At 37.1% G+C, this 24,161-nt stretch carries 20 protein-coding genes; 7 read left to right on the forward strand and 13 right to left on the reverse strand.

Annotated elements, in window-relative coordinates; all coding sequences use genetic code 11:
• Nucleotides 1-123 precede the first annotated feature (123 nt).
• Complete coding sequence (locus OZP11_RS04930) at nucleotides 124-3,243, reverse strand: efflux RND transporter permease subunit (protein WP_281234115.1); 3,120 nt, start codon at nucleotides 3,241-3,243, stop codon at nucleotides 124-126.
• Nucleotides 3,244-3,350: 107 nt separating this feature from the next.
• Nucleotides 3,351-3,674, reverse strand: a complete 324-nt coding sequence (locus OZP11_RS04935) for a DUF6660 family protein (RefSeq protein ID WP_349293776.1) — start codon at nucleotides 3,672-3,674, stop codon at nucleotides 3,351-3,353.
• A 320-nt stretch (nucleotides 3,675-3,994) separates the two neighbouring features.
• Between OZP11_RS04935 and OZP11_RS04940 the strand changes: the two genes are divergently transcribed.
• Complete coding sequence (locus OZP11_RS04940) at nucleotides 3,995-5,116, forward strand: hypothetical protein (protein ID WP_281234117.1); 1,122 nt, start codon at nucleotides 3,995-3,997, stop codon at nucleotides 5,114-5,116.
• Nucleotides 5,117-5,127: 11 nt separating this feature from the next.
• The gene (locus OZP11_RS04945; RefSeq protein WP_281234118.1) at nucleotides 5,128-5,898 is read left to right on the forward strand and encodes a porin family protein; all 771 of its coding nucleotides are present in this window, start codon (nucleotides 5,128-5,130) and stop codon (nucleotides 5,896-5,898) included.
• Between the two features lie 5 nt (nucleotides 5,899-5,903).
• On the opposite strand, the gene OZP11_RS04950 is transcribed toward OZP11_RS04945, so the two are convergent.
• From OZP11_RS04950 to OZP11_RS04970, 5 genes are all read right to left on the reverse strand, one after another.
• Nucleotides 5,904-6,485 carry a chemotaxis protein CheB gene (locus OZP11_RS04950; protein ID WP_281234119.1) on the reverse strand — a complete coding sequence of 194 codons (582 nt, stop codon included), beginning with the start codon at nucleotides 6,483-6,485 and terminating at the stop codon, nucleotides 5,904-5,906.
• Entirely contained in the window at nucleotides 6,467-7,276 is an 810-nt protein-coding gene (locus tag OZP11_RS04955; protein WP_281235503.1) for a CheR family methyltransferase, read from the reverse strand. The genes OZP11_RS04950 and OZP11_RS04955 overlap by 19 nt, the downstream gene beginning before the upstream one ends.
• An 8-nt stretch (nucleotides 7,277-7,284) precedes the next feature.
• Entirely contained in the window at nucleotides 7,285-7,650 is a 366-nt protein-coding gene (locus OZP11_RS04960) for a response regulator (protein WP_281234120.1), read from the reverse strand.
• Nucleotides 7,651-7,838: 188 nt separating this feature from the next.
• Nucleotides 7,839-11,417, reverse strand: a complete 3,579-nt coding sequence (locus tag OZP11_RS04965) for a response regulator (protein ID WP_281234121.1) — start codon at nucleotides 11,415-11,417, stop codon at nucleotides 7,839-7,841.
• Nucleotides 11,418-11,432: 15 nt separating this feature from the next.
• Nucleotides 11,433-12,647 carry a hybrid sensor histidine kinase/response regulator gene (locus tag OZP11_RS04970; protein ID WP_281234122.1) on the reverse strand — a complete coding sequence of 405 codons (1,215 nt, stop codon included), beginning with the start codon at nucleotides 12,645-12,647 and terminating at the stop codon, nucleotides 11,433-11,435.
• A gap of 347 nt (nucleotides 12,648-12,994) precedes the next feature.
• Here OZP11_RS04970 and OZP11_RS04975 point away from each other — a divergent pair, with 347 nt between their 5' ends.
• Both OZP11_RS04975 and OZP11_RS04980 read left to right on the forward strand, forming a co-directional pair.
• Nucleotides 12,995-13,843, forward strand: coding sequence for an SDR family oxidoreductase (locus OZP11_RS04975; RefSeq protein ID WP_281234123.1), 849 nt, complete (start codon nucleotides 12,995-12,997; stop codon nucleotides 13,841-13,843).
• A 108-nt stretch (nucleotides 13,844-13,951) separates the two neighbouring features.
• On the forward strand, nucleotides 13,952-14,215 hold the full coding sequence (locus OZP11_RS04980) for a SemiSWEET family sugar transporter (RefSeq protein WP_281234124.1): 264 nt from the start codon (nucleotides 13,952-13,954) through the stop codon (nucleotides 14,213-14,215).
• Between the two features lie 206 nt (nucleotides 14,216-14,421).
• On the opposite strand, the gene OZP11_RS04985 is transcribed toward OZP11_RS04980, so the two are convergent.
• The gene (locus tag OZP11_RS04985; RefSeq protein WP_281234125.1) at nucleotides 14,422-15,234 is read right to left on the reverse strand and encodes a hypothetical protein; all 813 of its coding nucleotides are present in this window, start codon (nucleotides 15,232-15,234) and stop codon (nucleotides 14,422-14,424) included.
• Nucleotides 15,235-15,844: 610 nt separating this feature from the next.
• On the reverse strand, nucleotides 15,845-16,183 hold the full coding sequence (locus tag OZP11_RS04990; protein ID WP_281234126.1) for a hypothetical protein: 339 nt from the start codon (nucleotides 16,181-16,183) through the stop codon (nucleotides 15,845-15,847).
• 224 nt (nucleotides 16,184-16,407) lie between these two features.
• Here OZP11_RS04990 and OZP11_RS04995 point away from each other — a divergent pair, with 224 nt between their 5' ends.
• Nucleotides 16,408-19,614 (forward strand): PAS domain-containing protein, encoded by a 3,207-nt coding sequence (locus tag OZP11_RS04995; RefSeq protein WP_281234127.1) that lies wholly within the window; start codon nucleotides 16,408-16,410, stop codon nucleotides 19,612-19,614.
• A 68-nt stretch (nucleotides 19,615-19,682) separates the two neighbouring features.
• On the opposite strand, the gene OZP11_RS05000 is transcribed toward OZP11_RS04995, so the two are convergent.
• On the reverse strand, nucleotides 19,683-20,114 hold the full coding sequence (locus tag OZP11_RS05000) for a response regulator (protein WP_281234128.1): 432 nt from the start codon (nucleotides 20,112-20,114) through the stop codon (nucleotides 19,683-19,685).
• 220 nt (nucleotides 20,115-20,334) lie between these two features.
• Between OZP11_RS05000 and OZP11_RS05005 the strand changes: the two genes are divergently transcribed.
• On the forward strand, nucleotides 20,335-20,835 hold the full coding sequence (locus tag OZP11_RS05005) for a pyridoxamine 5'-phosphate oxidase family protein (RefSeq protein ID WP_281234129.1): 501 nt from the start codon (nucleotides 20,335-20,337) through the stop codon (nucleotides 20,833-20,835).
• 484 nt (nucleotides 20,836-21,319) lie between these two features.
• Here the strand turns inward: OZP11_RS05005 and OZP11_RS05010 are convergent, their stop codons facing one another.
• The 3 genes from OZP11_RS05010 to OZP11_RS05020 form a co-directional block, all read right to left on the reverse strand.
• Nucleotides 21,320-22,033 carry a DUF72 domain-containing protein gene (locus OZP11_RS05010; RefSeq protein ID WP_281234130.1) on the reverse strand — a complete coding sequence of 238 codons (714 nt, stop codon included), beginning with the start codon at nucleotides 22,031-22,033 and terminating at the stop codon, nucleotides 21,320-21,322.
• On the reverse strand, nucleotides 22,030-22,761 hold the full coding sequence (locus tag OZP11_RS05015) for a DNA-formamidopyrimidine glycosylase family protein (RefSeq protein WP_281234131.1): 732 nt from the start codon (nucleotides 22,759-22,761) through the stop codon (nucleotides 22,030-22,032). Before OZP11_RS05015 ends, OZP11_RS05010 begins: the two co-directional genes overlap by 4 nt.
• A gap of 75 nt (nucleotides 22,762-22,836) precedes the next feature.
• Nucleotides 22,837-23,409: a YciE/YciF ferroxidase family protein gene (locus OZP11_RS05020; RefSeq protein WP_281234132.1), complete on the reverse strand. Its 573-nt coding sequence runs from the start codon at nucleotides 23,407-23,409 to the stop codon at nucleotides 22,837-22,839.
• A 191-nt stretch (nucleotides 23,410-23,600) separates the two neighbouring features.
• On the opposite strand from OZP11_RS05020, the gene OZP11_RS05025 reads away from it, so the two are divergent.
• Complete coding sequence (locus tag OZP11_RS05025; protein WP_281234133.1) at nucleotides 23,601-24,158, forward strand: hypothetical protein; 558 nt, start codon at nucleotides 23,601-23,603, stop codon at nucleotides 24,156-24,158.
• The last annotated feature ends 3 nt before the right edge of the window (nucleotides 24,159-24,161 follow it).

Consider the following 24,161-nt stretch of genomic DNA (forward strand, 5'->3'; position numbering starts at 1 on the left):
AGATAAACACAGATTTTTTATTCATTGAAATCAAATTAAATCTGCTTTAATCTGCAGAATCTGCGAGAGGAATTATTTCTACACGCAGTAATAAATTATCTAATTATCAAATTTTCTCATTGACTAATTATCCTTGCGATTAAACTTCTCCAATAGTAAATACAAAATCGGTAAAACGATTAAAGTCAATAAAGTAGCTGAGAGTAAACCTCCGATTACTACCGTTGCTAATGGTTTCTGAACTTCTGCCCCGCCGCTTGTTGATAATGCCATTGGCATAAATCCTAATGAAGCTACAGCTGCGGTCATTAAAACGGGACGCAAACGTGTTTTGGTTCCAATAATAATTCTCTGGAATGCATCTGAAATTCCTTCAGATTTTAATTGGTTGAAATACGAAATCAGTACAATTCCGTTTAAAACCGCGATTCCGAATAAAGCGATAAAACCAATTCCGGCCGAAATACTAAACGGCATTCCTCTCAGCGAAAGCGCTAAAACTCCCCCAATAGCCGATAACGGAATTGCAGTAAAAATCAATAACGCTTGTTTAACACTTTTGAAAGTAAAATACAATAAGACTAAAATCAGTCCCAAAGCAATTGGCAAAGCAACCGAAAGCCTTTCTGAAGCTTCGATTAAATTCTGAAATTGTCCGCCATACGTAACATAATAACCCGCAGGAAGTTTGAAACTTTTATCCAGTTTTGCCTGAATTTCTTCGACAACACTTTGAATATCTCTTCCGCGGACATTTAAACCAACGGTAATTCTTCGTTTTCCGTCTTCGCGGATAACTTGCACAGGACCTTGCTCATATTCGACAGAAGCTACTTGAGAAAGCGGTACTTGCTGACCGCTCGGAAGCGGAATAAATAAATTGCTAACATCTGTAATATCGCCCCGATTGTTCTCATCCATCCTTACCACAACATCAAATCGTTTGCTTTCGTCGTAAATCTTTCCGGCCACTTCTCCCGCAAAAGACGAACGAATAATCTGGTTGATGTCTGAGATATCCAGTCCGTAAAGGGCAATTTTATCATAATCGTACTTAACTGTAATCTGCGGTAATCCGGTTACTTTATCAGCTTTTAAATCTCCTATTCCTTCAATTCCTTTTATTTTTGAAATCAATTCTGCTGCTTTTGCATCCAGGATTTCCAAATCATCTCCAAAGATTTTGATTGCAATATCAGATCGGCTTCCCGTCATCAATTCGTTAAAACGCATCTGAATTGGCTGAGAAATCTCAATATTCGCACCCGGAATTACTTCCATTTCTTCTTTCATGGCATTTGCCAGTTCTACCCAATTATGATATCTGCCTTTCCATTCTTTTTTGTCTTTTAAAACAATAATCAAATCCCCGCTTTCAATTGGCATTGGGTCGGTTGGGATTTCACCGCTTCCTATTTTGGTTACGATGGTTTTAATTTCAGGGAATTTTGCTTTCAGAATCTGTTCGTATTTGGTCGTCGTTTCAACCATCTGCGTAAGCGAACTTCCCGTCATAATTGTCGCGTTAATTGCCAAATCGCCTTCTTCGATTGTTGGAATAAATTCGCCTCCCATATTTTGGAAAACGATAAACGCCAAAGCGAATAATCCTAAGGCAGCAGAAAGCACGACTTTTTTAAACTCTAAAGCTTTTTTCAATAATGGCGTATAACGGCTTTCCAACCACGCAATCATACGATCGCTGAAGTTTTCTTTGTGTTCTGTTTTTTTAGAAAGAAATAAAGCACTCATCATCGGGATATAGGTCAGCGAAAGAATAAAAGCTCCAATAATCGCAAAACCAACCGTCATCGCCATTGGTTTAAACATTTTTCCTTCGGTTCCAATTAAAGCCAAAATTGGCAGATATACTATTAAGATGATAATTTCACCAAAGGCGGCACTGTTCCTGATTTTTGAAGCCGAATTATAAACTTCTTCGTCCATTTCTTCCTGCGTTAGTTCTTTTTTGTTTTTGAATTTCTGCAGATGATGCATCGTCGCTTCAACAATAATTACCGCGCCGTCGACTATAATTCCGAAATCTATTGCACCAAGACTCATCAAGTTTCCGCTTACGCCAAAGGCATTCATCAGAATCACAGCAAACAGCATTGCTAACGGAATAACCGAAGCAACAATTAACCCGGCACGAAGATTTCCTAAGAATAAAATCAAGACGAAAATCACGATTAATGCTCCTTCTAATAAATTTTTAGCAACAGTTTTAATGGAGTTTTCAACCAGTTTTCCTCTGTCTATAAAAGCTTCGGCAGCTACTCCTTCAGGAAGACTTTTGTTAATCTGAGCCATTTTTTCGTGAACACGATTTACAACAGCACTGGAGTTTTCTCCTTTCAGCATTAAAACCATTCCCGAAACGATTTCTCCTTTTCCGTCTTTTGTTGATGCTCCGTAACGCAACGCAACGCCTTCACGAACTTTTGCTACGTTTCGAACCAAAACAGGCGAACCATTGCGGTTTTTTACTACTACATTTTCAAGGTCTTTTACGCCTTTTGCCATTCCGACACCGCGGATAAAGTACGTATATTGGTCTTTTTCGATATAAGCACCGCCTGTATTTTGATTGTTTTTTTCTAAAGCATCAAAAATTTCGGTAATCGTAACACCAAGGCTGTTAAGCATATTTGGGTTTACGGCGATTTCGAACTGTTTTAGTTTTCCTCCCCAGGTACTTACTTCGGCAACGCCTTTAACTCCTTGCAATTGCGGAATAATAATCCAATCCTGAATGGTTCTTAATTCGACTGCGCTGTATTTGTTTTCATAGCCTTTTTTGGCATAAACATCATATTGGTAAATTTCTCCCAAACCTGTAGAAATAGGCGCTAACTCGGGAGAATTTACATAGTCCGGAATGTTTTCTTCGGCTTCTTTTAAACGCTGGAATATTTGTTCGCGCGCCCAGTAAATATCGACATCGTCTTCAAAGACCACGGTTACGACTGATAATCCAAAACGGGAAATACTGCGGAGTTCTATAATATTGGGAACTGTTTTTACAGCTCTCTCCAGCGGATAGGTAATTAACTGCTCGACTTCCTGACTTGCCAGTGTTGGCGCTGTGGTAATAATCTGAACCTGATTATTGGTGATATCAGGCAGGGCATCAAGCGGCAATTTTTTAAGTGAGAAGCTTCCCCAGGCAATAAGTACAAGGGTAAATAATAGTATAACGAATTTATTTCGTATACTAAACTGAATGATTTTATCTAACATTTGAATATATAATGACGTGAGAAATTAGACAATTAAATTGTCTGTAAAAATGTGGTAAGTCCACAACTCTCCTGCCCATTTTCAAAACATCGAAATGGGCATAATCATTATGCTATCTGAGGGGGCTGCCAAATACTTCCGTAGAAATTGGAAATAAAAACAGAATTATAACTTGGTAAAGGAATTGAAATTTGGGTGTAAATTTTAGGAAATTCAAAACTTACAGCAGAATGGTAACTTAAAATCTGTGCACCGCAGCAATTACAGGCACAAAACGGAGAACATAAATCATTGTCTTTGTCATGCGAATGATTGTCTTCTGATGCAAACTGGGCTGTTTTGTGCACAGCGCTGTTTACTTCCACATCTGCACAAGGCATATTTGAAAGTGCCATAAGGTAAATTGACAATATGATTGTTATCCATTTCACGAAGACAAAAATAATACTTATTCTTTTACAAAAATCAGGTTTCTTAAAAAAAACGATATGTTCAAAAAGAGATTCATTACATCAAAACATCCTGATTTTCCAGACGTTACAAAATCACTTTCTTAAAAAAAACTATAAATTGTTAAAAAAAATAATTAACTTTAACACTATAAAACCCAACATTATTAATTTAAACAACTTTTAATTCAATTTTTTTATACACCTGACAGCAAGAAAATAAGCCGAAATTCACATAGAATACATTAGTACATATTTTATTTACGCAGTTTGATTAATTAATTTTAAAACACTACACACAAATGAAATGTAACCAGCTAATATCAGCCATTTTATTCTTATGCAGCCTGCAGATCTCCGCTCAAGTTTACACCGATAAAATTGTTGGAGAAAAAAATCAAGAACTTAAAGACAGCCTTAAAATTGCCAATTATCCGTACTCCCTTCCTATCTGGGGCGAAAAAGTAGCCCAAAAAGGATATAATCTGCCCTACTCGGCGGGACTTTCCGTAAATTACTTCTGGCAGGATTCTGAAATTGTAATCAGTAATCTTCAAGTAGGATTCAACAATGGACCTCTTCATAATTTAGATGAAATTGTACGTTTCGATAAATCCTCTGTCGAAGTCGGAGCGATCACAATTCGTCCTGATATCTGGCTGCTTCCTTTCCTTAATATATATGGTGTTTTTGGAAAAGCCAATTCAACAACAAAAATTAATGCCGGAGTGTATATTCCGGATGCCGATAACAACTGGTCTGAAGTAGCCAATTTTAGTACCAAAGCCAATTTTGATGCCACTACATTTGGTATTGGTATGACGCCCACTATAGGTATTGGCGGGGGCTGGCTGGCACTCGATATGAATATGGCCTGGTCTGATATTAGTTCGCTCGACAAACCGGCGTTCTCGTACATATTTGGTCCAAGGTTAGGAAAAACATTTAAACTCCGTAAACCAGAACGTAATATCGCTGTCTGGGCAGGCGGTTTCAGAGTGCATATTTCCGGCGATACAAACGGCAATATCAATTTGTCTGATGTGCTGGATTTATCAAATGCTCAGGTTAAAGTAGACAATGGTCTGGCAAAGGTTTCTGAAAATCAGGAAAAAGTAAATGTATGGTGGGACGGATTAACTCCAGCCGAGCAAAAAAATCCGGCTAATATTGCAAAACACAATACCGCCAATCGCGCTCTCGAAACAGCCGGAAATTTTCTGACTACTGTAGACGGTGCTTTGAGTACTGCCGGTTCATCTACCGTACAATATTCACTGCAAAAAAAACCAAAAGACATGTGGAACTTTATTGTTGGATCGCAATTTCAGTTCAACAAGCATTTTATGTTCAGGGTTGAAGCCGGTTTTCTCTCAAGCCGTACGCAGGTATTAGGCGGTCTGCAATATCGATTTGGACTATAATTTTCTGAAAGATGAAAAAAACTTTTCTTATTCTGTTCTTATTTAGTCTCACACAGGCGAAATCACAGGTTTTGATTTCGCTTATTTTTGGTGATAAACTAAACTCGCCTTTTTTGGAATTTGGTCTTGAAGGCGGCGTTAATTTCTCTGATATTTACGATATGGAAGCAGACGGAGCTAATCCGGGTTTTAATCTGGGGTTTTATTTTGATATTCGTTCCAAACAAAATCCTGCCTGGATGATTAATACAGGTGTTATTGTAAAATCGCCTATGGGTGCACGTCATATTCCGCTTTATTCACTTGAAAATGAAGATCTGGACAATACATTCGCTGCTGGAAGAGTAAACCGTGAATTACGCTATTTTAATGTGCCTATTTTAATCAAACATCAGTTTAAAAGTAATATTTATGTAAAGGCAGGACCTCAGTTCGGACTATTGGCTAAAGCCTTTGATTCTTTTAAAGCAGAAATTGACGATAATGATGTGATTTACAGAAAGAACATCAGGGACCAGGTCAGGGTTATTGATGCCGGAGTTGCTTTTGGCACCGGATATCACATAAATGCGGGCAACGGGATAAACATCACGGTGCAGTATTATTACGGATTGGTTCCGGTAATGAAAGGCGACGGTCCCAATGTTTATAACAGATCGCTTTATTTAACAGCCGGAATCCCTATTGGGAAGGGAAAAGCGGCTCAAAGACGTGCCGAAAAAGAAGCAGAACTTAACAGGATAATCCTGCCAGAAGAGGAAACAACGAAACCAAAAAACTGAATCAATTAGTGGTTAATCGAATTCAGTAATTTTAATATTTCGGCATTGTTCATGATATAATCCGGTGTGGTAAACAAGATCGCGTTGTTAGGCATAAAAGGCATATCTGCCGAAAGCGGATTCTGTACTACAATTTTCCCGCCGTGCGCCTGAATGGCTTTTAAACCTTCTGTTCCGTCTGTATTTGATCCCGAAAATAAAATACCTGCTAAGGAACTGCCGTAAACCTCAGCTGCAGATTCAAACGAAACATCAATGCTGGGACGGCTGTAGTTTATTTTCTCCGAAATATCGAGCGCCATTGTTTCATCTTTTTCAAATAATAAATGATAATTTGACGGCGCCACATATACAAAACCGGCTATAAGCAGTGTTTTGTCTTCAATTGGTCTTACGGCAACTTTAGATTTTAAAGTCAATAGTTCTTCTAAAGTCTGATCATCGGTGCTTTTGCGGTGCAGTACAATAACAATCGCAAAATTATTAAGTTTTTTTAATCCCGGTAAAATCTGCATTAAGGCGTTTAAACTTCCTGCCGATCCTCCTATTATAACTAATCTGCAGTCTTTTATTTTATTTTCCTCCATATTTTCTCTTTTTCAAACTGTTTGTATTTGGTTTGAGAAATAGAATATTTTATGGTTTCTTTTGTGCCTAAGGCCAGAAACCCTAAAACAGCTAAACTTTCATCAAATAAATTAATGACCCTCTTTTGAAGTTCATTATCAAAATATATTAAAACATTACGGCACAAGATCATATCAAACTCGTTAAACGAGGTGTCAGACACGAGATTGTGCTGCGAAAAGACCATTTTTTCGGCCAGTTCTTCATTAAATTTAGCAATACCGTAATTGGCAGTGTAGTAAGACGAAAAGTCTTCCTGACCGCCGGCATCACGATAGTTTTGTGAATATTCCTTCATCATCCTGAGAGGGAAAATTCCTTTTTTGGCCGTATCTAAAACGGTTGCATTAATATCTGTTGCATAAATTAAGGATTTATGCAGCAGGCCTGCTTCTTTCAGCATAATAGCCATAGAATACACTTCTTCGCCGGTTGAACAGCCTGCGTGCCAGAGTCTGATAAAAGGTTTTGTTCCTAATAAAGGCAGGATTTCGTTCCTTACAACGGTATAAAAAGCCGGATCGCGAAACATCTCTGTAACGTTAACGGTGATTTCGTCGACCATTTTTTTATAATATTCAGGATCCGAACGAACTTTTGAAAGGAATTCGTGAAAATGGGTAAATCCGTCCAGATGAAAAACCCTGTTTACACGTCTTTTTAGTGAAGCTCTTGAGTAACTTCCAAAATCAAAACCATAATATTCATAAACTTCATTGATAAGTGTTTCTAACTCAATATCCTCAATCATATCCATTTTTAAATTTTACTCAAAATAAGCAGTAACTTATCAACATCGACCGGTTTGGAGATGTAATCATCTGCACCGGCTTCTAAACATTTTTCTTTGTCGCCCGTCATGGCCTGTGCCGTGACCGCAACAACAAGAGTCGATTCTCGTGACGGAATCGCTTTTATTAACGGAATCGCCTCGTAACCATCCATTTCGGGCATCATCATATCTATCAAAACAGCATCGATCTGTTCGTCAGATTTTAGAATTTTGAGTGCTTCTTCTGCACTTGTACAAGACAAACAATCGTACGATTTAACGCGTAAAGTGTTTACCAGTGCAAAGATGTTCCTGGAATCATCATCTACAATTAAAATCTTCTTTTTTCCCATAATGAGAGTAGTTTGTTAGTTAGTCTTGTTTGGTGCCAATCTTAAAAGCATCAGCATAAAAAATCTCTGTTGATCTTTGAAGTTTATTACGTTTTTATTTAAATCTGTTACTTCTAATTATTTCAACAGATAAAAACATAGCTTAAAACCTGAAAATGCGTTTCACTTTTCACATTAAACTTTTCACATTAAACCTTATCATAAAGCCAAACTCGCAATAGTGATAATAACTGGTCAACATCGACCGGTTTGGTAATGTAATCTGAGGCTCCTGCCTTGATACATTTTTCCCTGTCACCCGTCATGGCTTTTGCTGTTACGGCAATCAGCGGTAAGTTTAAGAACTTCGGATTATCCCTTATTTTTTCGGCAGTTTCATAACCGTCCATATTCGGCATCATCATATCGAGAAGGACAATATCTGTATCCGGGTTTTCATTTAGAACCTTAATGGCTTCTTTTCCGTCAAACGCCGAGATAATAGTCATTTTAAAGGCTTCCAGTGCTTTTGTAAGCGAATAAATATTACGAACATCGTCATCGACAATCAGTACTTTTTTGTCAAAAAGAATGTTGTTCAGTAAATTTAGCTTTTTATGTCCGTCTTTTTGGTCTTTTCCTTCTTTTTTATTTTCAACCAAATGCAGGAACAATGAAACTTCATCTAACATTCTCTGGTATGAATGAGCGGTTTTTACAATAATAGAATCGGCATACTTTTTAATTTTCACCTCTTCTTTTAATGACAAACTTTTCCCGGTAAATACAATTACCGGAAGATTTTCCAGTCCGGGACTTTTCTTCACTCCGTCCAGAATCTGGTAGGCTTGTTTGTCCGGAATTCCCATATCCAGAATCACACAGTCTACTTCTGACTTGTTGAGCGATTCCAAACCTTCAGAAACTTCGCTTTTAATTTCTGAATTGATATTATAGGTTTCAAGGAAAAATGCCAGTGCTTTTGCATGTTTCGGGTTGTCTTCTATAATTAAAACCTTTTGAGCTTCTTTATTAATAATATGCTCGATTCGTAAAAACACATCCGGAATTTTTTCAAAAGCAACCGGTTTGTCAAGGAAATCTACAGCACCTTTCAGCAGACTTTCCTGTTTTAGTTTATGCGATGACATAATATGCACCGGAACGTGCTTAGTTTCAGGATTGTTTTTTAGTTCTTCCAGCACTTCCCAGCCGCTTTTTACAGGAAGTTCAATATCAAGTAAAACCCCAACCGGTTTGTACAATAAAGCAAAGTTTAAAGCGTAATCGCCACGAACGGCCACAATTCCTTTATACCCTTTCTTTTGTGTAAATGCCAGAAGTGATTTTGCAAAATTGATGTCGTCCTCCACAATTAAAATCACCTTATCTCCTTCTTTTACAGTATTTCGGTCATCTTCGATTTCATCCGGAATTACAGGACTTATATATTTTTTAGTTTCGGCTTTTTCTTCCGTTTCGGTTTCAGGTTCCACTTCTGTAAATTCTGTAGGCGGTATTTTTTCAACGTTTGCTTTCGCAAAAGCCGCTCCGTATACCGGCAGACATAATGTAAAGGTACTTCCTTCATTAACTTTACTATGCAGGACAATTTCGCCTTTCAGCAGTTTTGCCAGCTCCCTGCTTATCGAAAGTCCTAATCCGGTTCCGCCGTATTTGCGTTTGGTCGAACCATCTGCCTGCTGAAATGCTTCGAAAACCAAAGGCTGTTTTTCTAACGGAATTCCTATTCCGGTATCTTTTACAATAAAACAGATGATTTTATCATTATCTGAATCTACTTTTATTTCTAAAGAGACTTTTCCTTTTTCGGTAAATTTGATGGCGTTCGAAATTAGGTTTTTCAGAATCTGCTCCAGGCGCATTTTGTCGGTTTTAATGACAATCGGCGCATCTTTTGAAATAATTTCAAATTCGATTCCTTTTTCTTTGGCAACCAGATTGAATAAATTCCAAAGTGTTTCTGTAATTTCTTTGGTCGAAATATCTAAAAATTCCAGTTCCATTTTACCGGCTTCGATTTTAGATAAATCCAGGATTTCATCAATTAAACCTAACAAACTGTTTCCTGAACTCTGAATTACCTTTGCAAATTCGATTTCTTCGTTGTTCATGCTTTCGTTATTGTTTTCAGATAACAAACGGCTCAAAAGAAGAATTGAATTTAAAGGCGTACGTAATTCGTGCGACATATTAGCCAAAAACTCCGATTTGTAGCGGGTAGTTAATTCCAAAGCTTCTGATTTTTTCTGGATTTCGTTGTTTTTTTCTTCCAGTAAAACACTTCTTTCAGAAAGTTCTTCATTCGTTTGTTCCAGCTCTTCCTGCTGTACACGCAATTCTTCTTCAGATGCCTGAAGTTTTTCGGTCTGTGCTTCCAGTTCAGCGTTTATCGCTTCGAGTTCGCTGTGCTGTATTTTAAGCTCTTCAGATTGTGATTTTGTTTCTTCAAGCAGTTCCATAACACGTTTTCTGTTCTGCGTCGATCTCAATGCAATTCCTATATTGCTTGCTACGGTCTGCAGAAATTCCAAGTGAAGTTCAGAAAATCCGTAAATACTCGCCAGTTCGATTGCGCCTTCGATTTTATTGTCTAATAACGGAAGTGCTACAATATGCGTTGGTTTTATCTGCCCCAAAGCATAGTTAATCTGAATATCATCCGGCGTAAGCGTTTTTAGTTCCAGCAATTTTGCAGAACTGATCGCCTGACCAATTAGTCCGTCTCCTTTTTTAATACGTTCTCTGGTTTTGCTTGGTATATAGCTGTATCCTCCCGCTGCCATAAGTTCATCACCATCAATTACATATAAAATCCCCGCGCTGCTGTTGGTATAATTGCATAAAAATTCAATAACATCTTTTGCTAGTTTTTGCAGGGTTTTATCGCCCAGCATGGTATTATTGAGTTCTGCAACCCCTTTTTGCAGCCATTCTTTCTGAGACAATAGTTCGAAAGAATTTTTAAGCGAAACCCCCATATAATTAAGAGATTCCCCTACACTGCCCAAGGCATCGGCTTTATTATCGTCTACCCGTATGTCGTAGTTTCCTTTTGAAATGTTACCTGCAATTGTACTGATTGCTTCGATTCTCTGAGCAGTTTCTATATCTTTTTGTTCCAGTTCCTGCTGTAAAAGGGATCTTTCGTTGTAATCTTTCAGGATTCTCGTTAAAAAGACAATCGAAATTACAAAAGCAATCAGAAAAGCCACGACAATCAGAACCAGACTGTAGGTTCCGTAACGCTCAGAATTGGCAATACGTTCCGACAAAAGATTTTGTTCTGTCAATTCGATTCTTTTAATAATGGCACGCATCTCGTTCATCATATGTCGGCCTTCATTCAAATCAAAGATCAGTGTTTCCTTGCTTAATCGCTTTTTTACGATTTGATTGTTCAGGTATTTAAAGAACCCGGAACGCTTATTTTTTAGTTCTTCAAGCTGTTTTTGCTGTGAAGGATTATCATTGGTAAGCTGGTCGAGTTTTTCAAAATAGGAATTCGATTTGGCTTCGGAATCATTAAAACGATCCACAAACTGTTCGTCTCCTGTAAGCAGATAGCCGCGCATACTCGTTTGAGCTTCTGTTATTATCGACGAACCTTCGTTTAAATTATAAATAACTTCCTGAGTATGGTTGACCCAGAAATTGCTGTTTAATAAGCTTTTTATGCTGATATACGAAGCAACAGAGCTGATTGTAAGCACTAACAACGAAACAAGTGAACTGATCAGCAGGTTTCTTTTAAAATTACCATTCATATTTATAATTGTGTTTTATTCGTATTTTAAAGGAAGAACAATAATAAAGCTTGCGCCCCTGCCTACTTCGCTTTTAGCAGTTATTAATCCGTTATGTTTTTCTATGATCTTTTTGGCGATTGCCAGTCCAATTCCGGTTCCTTCATAAGTCTGACGATCATTTAAGCTTTGGAAAATAACAAAAATACGGTCAAGGTAAATTTCGTCAAAACCTATTCCGTTATCTTTTACAATAATGCGGCAGTATTTCCCTTCCGGTGAAGTCGGACTGTCAAACGACTTATCGGCAATTAATTCAGACGTAATTTCGATTACAGGCGGTTCGTTTGCTCCGGAGAATTTCAGCGCATTCCCAATCAGATTCTGAAAAACCTGCCTCAGCTGACTCGGAATACTGTCTATCACCGGAAGTTCTGTTGTTTTAACCGTGGCATTTTTTCTTTCAATTAAATAATCAAAGTCAGAAAGTACTTCCTGCAGCACCACATTCAAATCCGTCACTTCGGGTTTTACCTGTGCCGATAATCGTGAATATGCCAGAAGGTCTGTAATTAAAGTCTGCATCCTCTCTGCCGATTTTATGGTTCGGTTGACATAATCAACGCCTTTTTCGTCGGTTTTTAAATAGAGATCTTTGATGATTTTAATAAAAATCTGAATTTTTCGTATGGGTTCATTTAAATCGTGCGAAACTACCCAGGCAAACTGTTGGAGTTCGTGATTCTTCATTTCGAGTTCTTCATTTTTTAAAACCAGTTCTTTGGTTCTTTCGGCGATTTTGATTTCGAGATTGTCCTGTGCTTCTTTTCTAATTTTGATTTCTTTAGAAAGAAGATCTTTTATTCCCTTTAACTCATTCTGCTGTTCGTAAATTTTGATGAAGGTTTTTACTTTCAGCATCAGCAGATCCGTATCTACAGGTTTGGTGATGTACTCCACGGCTCCGGTTTCGTAACCTTTAAAGATGTATTTCTTTTCGATATTTAAAGCCGAAAGGAAAATAACCGGAATATCTTTTGTCCTTTTATTACCCGAAAGTATTTTAACAACCTCAAAGCCGTCAAGTCCCGGCATTTGAACATCCATTATAATAAGACAATAAGTTGTCTTTAATATTTTTTTCAGGGCTTCTTCACCAGACTCAGCAGTATCTACATCGATATTATGCAATTCTAATGTTTTTTTCAAGGCAATAATATTGGCCTTTATATCATCTACAATTAATACCATGTTTGGAGTTGGGATATTTTTTTAATGATTCTCAAAATAGTCGCCTTTTTTTATTAAAAAATGTATGACAAACTTTCAAATTTATAAAAAAACAAAGAGCCGGTTTTTTATCAAGATCAAAATTTGTTACATAATTCCCATGTCTGTCCCTTAAATTTAGTGGAATCGATGAAAATCAGCGGTTTGTAAAAAAGTACAAAAACCATCAAAAAACAAAATCATAAACCTTTTCTTTCTTTTGTATCTGTTTTTGTTCTTTTGAGACAATTTTAAATTTATTCAGGTTCTTTTTTCTATAAGAGTTCTCTTAATTTTAGTAGTCATCGAATTGCTAAAATTGAATTGTTATGAAAAAACCTAAAACATTTCCGGAACAAAAACAGGAACTTCCGGGTGACGAACATAAAATGAATCCGGAACCGGAAATCATCAGAGAAAATTACACAGGAAGCGGTAAACTTTTTAATAAAACAGCTTTTATAACCGGCGGCGACAGCGGTATCGGCCGAAGCGTAGCAGTGCATTTTGCCCGTGAAGGAGCCAATATTGCCATTGTTTATCTTAAAGAAGACAAAGATGCGCGCGATACAAAAGCTTTAATTGAAAAAGAAGGACAGCAATGCTTACTGATAAGCGGTGACCTTAAAGACGAAAAATTCTGCAAAGACGCTGTAAAAAAATGTGTGACTGCTTTTAAGACTATAGACATTCTGGTAAACAATGCAGCAGTGCAGTTTCCGCAGGGCGAATTTGAAAAGATTACTTCTGCACAGCTTCATAAAACTTTTGAAACCAATATTTATCCGTATTTCTATATCACAAAGGCCGTTCTTCCTTATTTAGAAGAAGGTAATACGATAATCAATACCAGTTCTGTTACCGCTTACCGGGGCAGTGAACATCTTGCTGATTATGCGAGTACCAAAGGAGCGATTGTGAGTTTTACAAGATCTTTGTCGTCTATGCTTGCCAAAAGAAAAATCCGCGTAAACGGTGTTGCTCCCGGTCCTGTCTGGACACCGCTGATTGTGGCAAGTTTTGATAAAGTTTCAGATTTTGGGAAAGATAATCCAATGGGAAGAGCCGGACAGCCGTCTGAAATTGCACCTGCTTATGTATTTCTGGCCTGTGAGGACAGCAGTTACATTACCGGGCAGTTTATACATATTAACGGCGGCGAATTAGTTGGCGGATAATTTTAATGAAGAGAAATGGCTCGCTAAGAGGCTAAGACGCAGATTTTTGATTACAAAATTAAGTTTCATACTGATTTTAATGTGCCTTCGCGGTAAAAAACAAAACATATGGATTTTATTGATATTATAGGGCTTTTTGCGGGGACTTGCGTTACGATATCGACAATTCCGCAGATATTTAAGGTTTGGAAAACTAAGAAAGTGAAGGATATTTCGCTTAAAACTTTTAGTATCCTGACTTTCGGAATTCTGGTCTGGGTAATCTACGGAATCCTGAAAAACGATCTCCCGATTATTATAACAAACAGTGTTTCGCTCTGCCTGAATATGCTTATGGTGTATTTTATTATTTATTATGAGAAGGAAAACTAAGTTTTTGAGTAACTAAGGCACTGAGATACTGTTTTTTTTTAAAGCCTCGTCTTTACCAAAGGTTTTAAATACAAAGAGTTAATCTGCGTAAAACCATCAGCAAACCTGAAACTTTAAACCTGAAACAAAACAAACAGAAATAAAAAAACAGCTTCTTTAGGAAAAGCTGTTTTTTTCGTAATAGTAGTTAATATATATAATGCTTCTTAGCTAGCTAATTTTTGATAGGGTTTAAAAGTCCAGTGGTATTTTGATTTTAATAGTTTTGGCAGATTTCTTCCTGCGTATCCTGCTGCAGCTATCACTTCTGAGAAATTCATCGCCGAAAGCTTTTTGATTTCGTTAATTGGTCTCATTGCCAGGTTCACAACCGGATCAAATGTTTTGAGATAATTAAAGCTGTGCTGCTCAACTTCCATTTCGATAATTGTGTTCAAAATGTTCTTTTTTAACAATGCCGTTTCAACGCCATTTTGAGGCACTGCTTTGTACTCTCTGATTTTCTCGTTTATATTCGGATTACTTCTTCCCACATAAATATAGTTTCCGGAATCGTTTGTAAATCGTTGTCTGATCTGAGATGTCATTTGAGTTTTATTTTCCATTGCAGGAACTCCAAGCAGTGTAAACTGAATGCGTTTGTGGCTTTCAAAATACAAAACACTGTTGATTACAGATGAATTATTCAAAACCGCCGACTGATTTCTGTTCAGTGCTTTTTTATTTCCCGCTGCACCAAAACTGTGGCTTACATTTCCGTTTTCGCAATACACGAAGAAAACCGGTGCATTATGATACGATTCTATGCTAAGGCTTACTTCCTGCTGAAATTCAAGATCAAAATGCATAAAAAGCACTTTGTCATCAAAACGGGTTCCTTTTATCGAACCTTTTGTCCATTTAGATCTTATTTCTAGTTTATAATCGTTGTGCTGTTTGGTAAGCTTACCGTTAAAGCTATCTTTAAGATCATTAAAAACAGCGTCAAATCCGCCGGTATTTAGGTAAAGTTTTTTCATTTTGCTGAGATTTAAAATAGTATTACTATCGTTTATACAAAAATCAACTTCAGATTCTTTTCTCATTTTGTATAATTCAAATTTCGTACTAATTGCAAATCAAAATCTTATACAATTTCAATCAGAAATTTCATAATTTTTATTAAGGGACAGAGGGACAAAGTTTCAAAGCAACAGAGAGTTTTATCTTTGTGGTTATTTGATTTGTTTTTTAACAAAGGGACAGAGGGACAAAGCAACAAGGCAACAGAGGTTCTTAACTTTTGGTAACTAAGCTTTTTAATTCGGGATTTATTTTACAGAGGGACAAAGCAACAAGGCTGCAGAGGATCTTAACTTTTGGTAACTAAGCTTTTTAATTTGGGATTTATTTACAAAGGGACAGAGAGACAAAGCAACAAGGCGGCAGAGGTTTTTCTTTTTGCGGTGACTAGATTTTAAAGACAAGTTTGAACTGGGCTTTTTCTATTTAATTAAAAAAAGAAGACATTGTAAAAAACTTTGCCCTTTTGCGCTCAGTAACTTTGTCCTTAAAAAGGAAAAACAGCTGCCTCAGATAAATCTGAAACAACTGCTCCTCAGCAAAATAAAAATACTTATCTATTTTATCTTAAGTAAGTTCGCTTGTATCTGCGTTTTTTGTGTAGTTTTCTTCCGGAATATCTTTAAAGAATTCGGCTTCTTCAAGATCTGCTGTTGGTCCGTATCCTAATAAATGAGTTCCTTTCTGCTGGTCTTTTGTTTCAATTACATATAAAATTGACATATCATCAGGGTTGCTCATTCCTTCGTAACGATGATGGGCTACAATATAAATTTCATCAGGCTGGTACTTGTATTTTGTTTCGGAATCAATCAAGCAGCCGTCTTCAAATAAGTAATTTGTTGTGTAGCCTTCATCCTGATATTGCTTTATATAGTCGGTTTCATGTTTTTGTTCCTTTTTCATGATTCAATGAATTTTAAGTCATTAGTAATCTTTGTTTAGTCAAAGTTCCTCATTGAGAGTTGATAAGATTAACTCAATAGATTTAAATTTTACCTCATTCAAAAAAGGCTTAGAATTGAAAATTTATTTTTTATTAATTTTAATTTTCAATTAGATATGCAACATAAAGTACTATATTTAGTACAACAAATTATTGTTTCAATCCAGAACAAAAATCGAATTTAATGCACAATACTACTTATGATTTCTTAGCTAAGGGAGGCGAAATGGGCGAACTTACGCGTGCCAAAGACTGGAGCACGACTCCTGTTGGTGCTGTCGAAACGTGGTCGCACAGCCTGCGTACAACACTGGGAATTCTTTTAAATTCAAAGTTCCCGATGTTTTTATTCTGGGGACCTGAACATACTTGTTTTTATAATGATGCTTACCGTCCAAGTCTGGGCAAAGAAGGTAAACACCCCGAAATATTAGGAAAAAACGGTTCTCAGTGCTGGCCTGAAATCTGGGATTTCATTGGTCCGCTGATCGATCAGGTACTCCAGAATGGCGAACCTGCCTGGTATGAAGACCAGCTCGTGCCTATTTACAGAAACGGAAAAATTGAGGATGTATACTGGACTTTCAGTTACAGTCCCGTGATAAATGATGATGGAAAAATTGCCGGGGTTCTGGTAGTCTGTACCGAAACTACCGAAAAAGTAAAAATTAGAAAAAGACTCGAGGAAAACAGTGAACGCTACCGCAATAATATTCTGCAGACACCAAATGCAATGTGTATTTTTAGAGGCGAAAATTTTGTAGTCGAAATTGCCAATCAGCTAATGCTGGAAGTTTGGGAACGCACAGAGGAAGAAGTTCTAAACAAACCCATTTTTGAAGCAGTACCCGAAGCTGCCGGACGCGGACTCGAGGATATTCTGTTAAAAGTATATCAAACCGGCGAACGCTTTACTGCCAATGAACTTCCGGTAAAACTTAACCGAAACGGAAAAGTGACTGATACTTTTATTAATGTCGTTTACGAGGCTTTTAAAGAAGCAGACGGTACTATTTCGGGAATTGTCGCTGCTGCAAATGATGTAACGCTGCAGGTAATAGCCCGAAATGCTATTGAGGAAAGTGAAAAACGTTTTAAAAACATTATAAAACAAGTACCGCTTGGTATTGTTATCCTGAAAGGGAAAGATCTTGTCGTCGAACTGGCAAACGAAACGTATTATCAAATTGTCGATAATACCGAAGAAGAGACTGTTAACAGACCTTTATTTGATTCGGTTCCGGAGACGAAAGACATTGTATATCCACTTATTTCGCAGGTATACAATGATGGAACCCCTTATTTTTCGAATGAATTGTTAATTACTTTAAACCGCTACGGTACAAAGGAAGACTGTTATTTTAATCTCGTTTTTCATCCCTTAAGAGAAGAAAATAATAAAATTACAGGTGTCATTGTTGTAGGATATGAAGTAACCGGCTCTGTTAAGGCCAAGCATTTCCTGACCGAAAGTGAAAAAGCTTTTAGGAATTTAGTGATGCAGTCGCCTATTGCCATGACTATTTTTAAGGGAAAAGATTATATCATCGAACTGGCCAATACTGCTATGCTGAATGAAATTTGGCAGAAAACAAAAAGCGAAACAATTGGCAAACCCGCATTAGAGGTGTTTCCGGAGCTTTTAAATCAAAAATATCCTGAATTACTAGGTCAAGTACTAAACGAAGGGAAAATCGTGCGGGAAAACGAGTCTTTGGCTTATATTGACATTCGGGGCAGACTTGAGAAGTATTATCTGGATTACCAGTACACGCCGCTTTTTGAACCAAACGGCGAAATTTCGGGTATTATGATCACCGTAAACGATGTGACTAATAAAGTTCTGGGCAGAAAAAAAGTCGAAGAAGCCGAAGAAAGAGCCAGGTTAGCCTCTGAAGTAGCCGAAATTGTAACCTGGGATTTAAACATTCCGACTCAGGAATTAATTTATTCTGAAAACCTGCCTGCTTTGTTTGGTTTTGAAAAAGGGGAACAAATATCGCGTCCGCTGATTTTTGAGCGAATTTATAAAGATGACCTGGCCGTGATCGATAAAGCTTACCAAAAAGCGCTTAGAACCAATATTTACAAATACGAAGCCCGTGTAATTAAACCAAACCTGAGCATATCATGGATAAGGGTTCATGGTAAAATATTTTTTGACGAACTAAAAAATCCAATCAAAATGCTGGGTACTGTAATCGACATTACAGAAGAAAAAAAGAGCCGCGATGTTTTAAAGAAAAGCGAGCAAAGATTCAGACTCCTTGCCGACTCGATGCCACAGTTTGTATGGACAAGCGATGCAATGGGAAATTTGAATTACTTCAATCAGTCGCTGTATGATTTCTCCGGTTTATCGAAAACAGAAATCAGCAAAAACGGCTGGCTTCAAATCATACATCCCGAAGATCGTGAAGAAAATATTAACCGCTGGATGGAATCAATAAAAACCGGAAACGAGTTTATGTTTGAACACCGATTTCATCATCATAACGGTCAATACCGCTGGCATTTCAGCCGTGCAATACCGCAGCGGGATACCGAAGGAAACATTCATATGTGGGTAGGCACCAGCTCTGATATTCAAGACCAAAAGGATTTTACAAGTCAGCTTGAAAAACAGGTTCATGACCGCACCGAAGAACTGGAATTAAAGAACCGAGACCTCATCAATATGAACATCGAACTGCAGTCGTTTGCCTATATTTCGAGCCATGATCTTCAGGAACCGCTTCGAAAAATACAAACCTTTGCAAGCCGTCTGGCGGAGCTGGACGATAAAAATATTTCGGCGAAAGCCAAAAGCTATCTGGAACGTATTGAGTTTTCGGCCAAAAGGATGCAGACGCTTATACAGGACCTCCTTACCTATTCGAGAACGAATTCTGCCGAACGCATTTTTGTTAAAACGAATCTGGATGAGATTGTCGAAGAGGTTATTATGGATTTCTCTGAACGAATTGAAGAAAAAAGCGCTGTAATCGATCATCATCCATTAGGCGAAGGAACGGTTATGCCTTTTCAGTTCAGGCAGTTGCTGCACAATTTAATTGGAAATGCCTTAAAATTTTCTCGTAAAGGGGTTCCGCCTCATGTCGAAATTAAAGCACGAAGGGTTGTGGGGCATAAACTGAACTTTAAAGTCGATTATCCGGATAAAATTTATTTTTGTTTACGAATAGCCGACAACGGAATTGGATTTGATGATGAGTACAAAGAACGCATTTTCGAAGTTTTCCAGCGATTAAACACTGAAAGCGAATTCGCGGGAACCGGAATTGGTCTTGCTATCGTTAAAAAGATTGTCGAAAACCACAAGGGGCTTATAAAAGCGCACAGCGAAAAAGGCCAGGGTGCAACATTCAAGATTTTCTTACCTGAGTTATAAAAAAAACACCAAGCTCATTTTAGTAAATAAGTTTGGTGTTTTTTCTACATTAGTTTTGTAATGTAATTCTATGGTTTGTGTACAAAGGTCTTACTGTCAGGCACAAACTCTTTCCAGTTGATATTTAATGAATGTTCGATGGATTTGATAATATCTTTCATCTGAACGGGTTTTGTAATAAAATAATTCGCGCCCAAATCAAGGCATTTAGCAATTATACCGGGTTCGCTGGATGTTGAAAAAATTACAACAGGAATGTCTCTGTTTTCTTTTGATCCTTTGAGTTCGCCAAGAACATCAAAACCATTTTTTCCGGGCATATTTAGGTCTAAAAATATGACCGACGGTTTTGGAGGAGGATGATTTACAGCATTTAAAAGCTTATCCCCGCCCGAATACGTCTGCAAATTAATCTCTTTTGATAATGACTCGACAGCATCTGTAAAAATGCTTAAATCGTCTTCATCATCATCTGTGTAGAATATGGTTAAATCTCTCATAAAACTTGGGGTTAAACTGTTTGCACGTAAAGATAGGGTAAAAATACTGACACACAATCTTAATTGTTAAAAATTTCTGACAAAAAACAAAATTGAAATCTGATAATTTATAAATAAAATTGTATAATTTTTTCGAATTCAAAAATCCCAAATTTGTATTACTAATGGTAATCAAATAGAAATCAAATATTTATATACAAACTATTTAAATAAAAAAGTCATGGGAGATCATAAAGACCTTACAGAAGAATTAGCGATCAGTAAGATAAAAGAACTGACCGAAAAAATTAAAATATGCATGTTTTGTACTTACAACAGCGATAGACTGCAGTCGAGACCAATGTCGATTCAGAAAGTAGACGACCACGGACAGCTGTGGTTTTTATCTGACCGAAACAGTGGTCAGAATGCCGAAATTACTCTAAATCCCCAGGTTGAACTTTTCTTTTCTGAACCAAATGATAAGTTTTTGACTCTGCACGGAACTGCATCTATCTCGTACGACAGAGATACAATCGAAAAACTATACGATCCAATTGTAAAAGTATGGATGCCGGGAGGTATCGACGATCCTAACTTAAGTGTTATTAAAGTCGTTCCTGAAGATGGTTATTACTGGAACAACAAACACGGTAAAATGGTGGCGATCGCAAAAATGACAGCCGCTTTTGTTACAGGACACACAATGGATGATGGTATTGAAGGTAATCTAAAATTGTAATTATTTCTACACTATTTAACCGCAAGGTTCACAATGGTTTACGCAAGGGTTTGCTAAGTTTTATTTTAGGAGCTCTGCGGTCATTTCGTTGTGAATTTTGCGGTTATTTTTTTACTGCTGAGTTTTTTACCGCAAAGACACAAAGATTTACGCAAAGTTCGCTAAGGTTTTTTTTGAAGCTGCGTCAATTTTGTTATCCTGCCAAAGTACCAAAGGAAGGATCTTCACAAAGCTTATCCTCAATAGCTTATGTGTAAAAAAACTAGTTTTTTTTATTCTTTACTCTTTTTTTAGACAATAAAAATCTCTGTCTCTATGTGTTTAAAAAATCTGACACATAGAGAAAAGGCATTTTACTTGTTAAACAAAAATAGCTTTGACGATTCACTGCTGAGTAGTTTCTCACGAAGAACCTTTCTGCCGCAGGGTCGAATGACAAAGCTATATAGCAGCTCTCTTTGGAACATGCACTCTGGAAGAGGATTTACACAAAAAGTCTCTTCATCTCCAAAGCATTCAATATTCCTGCTTCGCTGGCTGTATTATTAAAATAAATAAATACTGATTTATAATCAATTACATTCTTTATATCAAGTAATTCTTTAGATGAATAACTCGAATAAAACATCTCCGGAACACCGTGTAAACGGATATAAATAAGCGGAAAATCAGTGAAAATGACGGATGGTAATTTGGGATGACTAACGCTGCAGAAGGTAATACGATTGTCCCGGAAGGCTTTCCAGACCTCTTCGTTCCACCAGCTGGCGTGGCGGAATTCGATTACGTTCGTAAAACCCAAATCCAGGTTTTTAATAATGTTCTGCAGTCTTTCTGTGGTAAAATTATAGCTTGGCGGAAACTGAAAAAGGATACAGCCGAGTTTTTCTTTTAAACCCGTTTCGCAGATTTTATAGAAGTCTGAAATCAGTTTTTCGCAGTCGATAAATTGTTTGATATGGGTGATTTCTTTGGGCGCTTTTACCGAAAAAATAAAATTATCGGGTGCTTTTTTATACCAGTTTTCGAAAATTCTAACCGTCGGAAACTTATAAAAGCTTCCATTGAACTCATACGTTCTAAAGTACTGGTAATAAAACTGAAACATATCCTTACCTGTCATGTTGTCAGGGTAGAAAATTCCCTTCCAATAACGATTATTGTAACTTGAGCATCCTATTAAAATTTCATTTTTCATACATGAAGCTGCTGGCAGTTGGTACAGAAAAAACTGCGTCGTTTTTTCTTCCCTGTGTGTTTTTTAATTAAGGGTAAATTGCATCTTTTGCACTCTTTTTGGGTATGGGCAAGCCAATGTTTTTTGAGTTCATTTTTCTTCTTCCAATACAAAAATTCAAAACTGTAAATAGAACATTCGGCTATTATTTCGTCTAGTTTTTCGGGCGGAATTTTCCCGGCCAAAGATTCGGGGTGAATATAACATCGGTACAAAACTTCATTTTTGATGATATTCCCTACCCCGGAAAATATATTTTGATCAAGAACAGCATCGCAGATCATCTCATTGGGAATTTTTTCGAGGCTTATCTTTGCTTTTTTCGGATTCCAGTTTTCGTTTAAAACATCTTCGCTCCAATCGTAATATTGATCTATCGGGCCTTCGAGAATCTTGACTGAACAGGTATAGAAGTTGATTTCGCCATCTGAAAATCCTAAATGCAACTTTGGTGCATTTTCTTTTTTGTCATTGATTTTATAAGTTCCAAACATCAATAAATGGATTTTAAGGCTAAAATCTTCAAAACAGATCAAAAAGTGCTTTCCCCAGGTTTTGAAGGCTAAAATGGTCTTATTTTGCAGTCTGTCGAGGTCTATAGAACTGTTTCCCGAAACCTCAATTATCTTTTTGCCTGTAAATTGCTGCGCTTCTTCTTTTAAAATCAATATAGACGGACCTTCGGGCATAAATTTAAATTTTAGTTTAACTAGAAAAAGTGCAGCTTAAGAACTGCACTTTTTATTTATTTGTTTGATTCTTTGTTACTCAGCTTCGGCTGCTTCAATATTTACAGCATTTACAGCTACTTCGGTCAATAATTTATCGGCTCCTTTTTCTTCGTCAAGCGTTTGTTCCAGCAATGTTGCCGCTTCTTCAAGTCCAAGAGTTTCGGCAAACTGGCGCAGCGTTCCGTATGTTGCAATTTCGTAATGCTCGATTTTTTGGCTTGCCGCAATAATTCCGGCATCACGCACTACTCCAATTTCGGTTTCTTCCAGAATTCCTTTTCCTTCTTCGATTAAACCTTCCATGGCATCGCATTTTTTGGCTGTTGCTTTTTTCCCAATTAGTTCAAAAACTTTCTCTAAACGGGTTACGTGTTCTTCGGTTTCGGTTAAATGATTGTTGATTGCGTCAATCAGTTCCTCAGATGTTGCATTTTTAGCCATTGAAGGCAATGCTTTGGTCAGCGCTTTTTCGGCCCAGTAAATATCTTTCAGGCTTTCTTCAAACAATTCGGTCAGACCTGCAGCGGCATTCGATTTTGGTTTTGTTACTCCTCTTTTAACCGTTTGTTTTGGTGCGGTCTCTTTTTTTGTTGCAGTAGTTTTCATGGTAATTTATATTTTATGATTAATAGTTTCAAAATTAGTGCGGCATGAAAACGAAACCGTTATAGGATTTTTCGATTAAATTCTATTCTAAACACCTGTCAATTATACAATTAGAAGAAATAATTTTATAAAGAAAAGTTTTCATTTCAGAACTAGATTTACAAGTATAAAAACAATTAAAAAATGACGTCATGAATACTACAGATAATAAAAACAGAGCTTTTATAAGAGACCCGAGAAATCCGGATGTTTCTGAAAGAAAAAACGCTTCAAACGATGATTTGTTTGATGCAGAGAACCTGCACGATACCGATACAAATGCAGAAGCAATGGAAAGGGGTTTTACGGTTCGAAACGGTTATAACCCAAACCGTCCAAATCCGGATCAGGATTCGATTGCTTACGAAGACGACTTAGACGACCTGAGCGATGATTTTCATTCTGAAAAAGATCTTGAAGACACAGACAACGATGTTTATGTAGTTCAGCTTGAAGATGATGATGATTTGGAGGATGAAGATGAATATATCGACGAAGATCTGGATGAGGATCTGGAAAATGATGAATTTGATAATCCTTCGGACACATTTGAAAACGATTTTAACGAAACCGAAGATGTTCTGGAAGATATCGACGATGAGGATGAAATTGAAGAAGATGACGAAGAGGAAGACGAAGATAATCAGTATATTGAAGATGATGTTCAGGAAGAAGAGGATTATGAAGATAATGATCCTCGAAAATTCTAAAGC

The sequence above is a fragment of the Flavobacterium gelatinilyticum genome (assembly GCF_027111295.1).
In the GTDB taxonomy this organism is placed as follows: domain Bacteria; phylum Bacteroidota; class Bacteroidia; order Flavobacteriales; family Flavobacteriaceae; genus Flavobacterium; species Flavobacterium gelatinilyticum.